We start from the raw sequence: 2,382 nt of genomic DNA on the forward strand, positions 1-2,382 counted from the left end.
CATAATATCTCAGTACGGGGGGCTTCAAGCAATGCTAGTACGGCCAAAGTGGACTTGGTTATTGGAGGAGTAACTGTGGGTTCCTTTTATTTCACGGGCAAAACGCCGACTGTCCAAACTTTATCCAACATTACTCACGCTACCGGAGATCAGGACGTCAAACTCACCTTGACGAGCGATGACGGAACCTGGGATGCCTACGTGGATTTCATTGAATTTTCATTATGATCGCTCGTATTTATCTTAGCCAAATGTTTACTATATTGAGAATGTCTAGGTGTTTCATCCTCAGTGACTTACAAGTGTAACCCATGGAAAACGCCCTCTGGTGCTCGGGATTTGCTAGGGAAGCTCCCTAGTGTAATCTCGGGCACCATTTTACCTTAAATGGCTCCCTTTATATCCGTATTACAAAAATTGACATTTCGTATGAAAATAAGTAGTATAATTAGAAACATTTATTAATTTCTCGTTCCTCTCTATTCAAATTCCTGATCCTATCTAATTTAAGGAGTGAAAATGCTATGTGCGCACGAATGCTAAAAGCGAATGCAAGGAATGCAATCGGTAATTATTGCAAATGGATCGCGACTGGTATGATTTTAACTCTCACGGGATGCTCCCTTGCATCCGCCACCCCTTCGCCCTCTTCCTCAAGTAAAACCAGTAGTGAACCCGTCTCCTCCCTAGTTACATTTCAATTGCAAGAGGCTACGATTGCTCAGATGCAGGACGCGATGAAGTCAGGAGCACTGTCGAGTGTCGAACTCACCGCCCTGTACCTTAACCGCGTATATGCCTATGATGCTAGTGGCATTCGGCTGAATTCCATCCCTGTTCTGAACCCCGACGTACTGAAAGAAGCCGCTCAGGCTGATCAACTAAGGGCACAGGGTATTAAGACCGGTCCTCTGCAAGGCATCCCCTACACGGTTAAAGACAGCTACAAGGTTAAGGGACTCACTGTCGCTTCTGGATCTCCGGCTTTCAAAAACCTGATGGCAAAGGACGATGCCTTTACAGTAGAGAAGATACGTAAATCCGGAGGGGTGCTCATTGGTAAAACCAACATGCCGCCAATGGCAGCAGGGGGAATGCAAAGAGGCGTTTATGGCCGTGCTGAAAGTCCGTACAATCCAAATTATTTGGCTGCAGCTTGGTACTCTGGCTCCTCTAACGGATCTGGCGTATCAACAGCCGCCAACCTCGCTGCCTTCGGTATGGGGGAGGAAACGGTATCCTCTGGAAGATCACCAGCATCTAACAATGGTTTAATTGCCTACACGCCATCGCGGGGCCTAATCTCCATTCGGGGGAATTGGCCGCTCTTCCCTATACGGGATGTCGTTGTCCCACATACGAGGACTGTCGAGGACATGCTCCGCTTGCTTGACGTGATCGTTGTAGAAGATAAGATCACCAAGGGCGATTTCTGGCGAGAGCAGAAAATCGTTCGGCTCCCTTCTGTCAACAGTGTCCGTCCCAAATCCTATTTAGAGCTGCGAGACATTCAAGCTTTAAAAGGCAAGCGCATTGGCGTTCCGAAAATCTATATTGGTAAGGACCATGAAACCACAACTCCGATCAAATTCAGACCTTCGATACAGGCATTATGGGAAAAAGCTGTAAAGGATTTAACTGCTCTTGGAGCTGAGGTTGTGGAAGTTGACTTCCCCTTGCAGGCGAACAGCGAGAAAGACCGGGCAACAGCAAAAACACCTGAGGAACGTGGTTTGATGCCGGCAAAGTGGGTTGAAAAGGAATTCGGATTGCTTAATCCTTATGCTGCTGAGGAATTCCTTAAAAGTGTGGGCGATCCGAATTTTCCGTCATGGGCTAATATCGACCCTGCAACCGTCTTCCCAAATCCGCCCGGTTCGGTAGATGCCACACGTGGTAGAGACCTTGGCCACTATGACGTATTCATTGAAACCATAAAGAAAGGCGTCACCCCTTACGAACAAATTCCCCAGTTTCATGAAGGACTACGGGGGCTTGAAAATGTGCGAAAGATTGATTTTGAAAATTGGATGAAGCAAAACAACCTTGATTTTATTGCATTCCCGGCAAATTCGAATATCGGCAAAGCTGACTCCGATGTGAATGAAACATCCTATGAGGAGGCTTGGGAGAATGGCAACTATTTCTCCAATACGAATTTCATTCTACGCGAGTACGGTATCCCAAGTGTGTCTGTGAGTATGGGCGCTATGAAGGATACCGGAATGCCCGTTAATCTGACGATGGCAGGTGCCGCATACAGCGATAATGACCTGCTTCGTTACGCTTATTCCTATGAGCAGGCTACCAAAAACCGTCCTATTGCAGCACGCACGCCAGCGCTTGAGGATGAAACCTTTTCCTATAACCCGCAAACTGCTC

The 2,382-nt window shown here is 47.2% G+C and carries 2 protein-coding genes; both read left to right on the top strand.

Features of this window, described 5'->3' with window-relative positions:
- A partial coding sequence (locus GRP75_RS24475) for a carbohydrate-binding protein (RefSeq protein WP_483311112.1) occupies positions 1-228 on the top strand: 228 nt, incomplete at its 5' end.
- A 296-nt stretch (positions 229-524) separates the two neighbouring features.
- Positions 525-2,382 (top strand): amidase (locus GRP75_RS24480; protein WP_160790618.1); only part of this gene is annotated, 1,858 nt, incomplete at its 3' end.

The organism is Paenibacillus sp. OT2-17 (assembly GCF_009827695.1).
GTDB lineage: Bacteria > Bacillota > Bacilli > Paenibacillales > Paenibacillaceae > Paenibacillus > Paenibacillus polymyxa_B.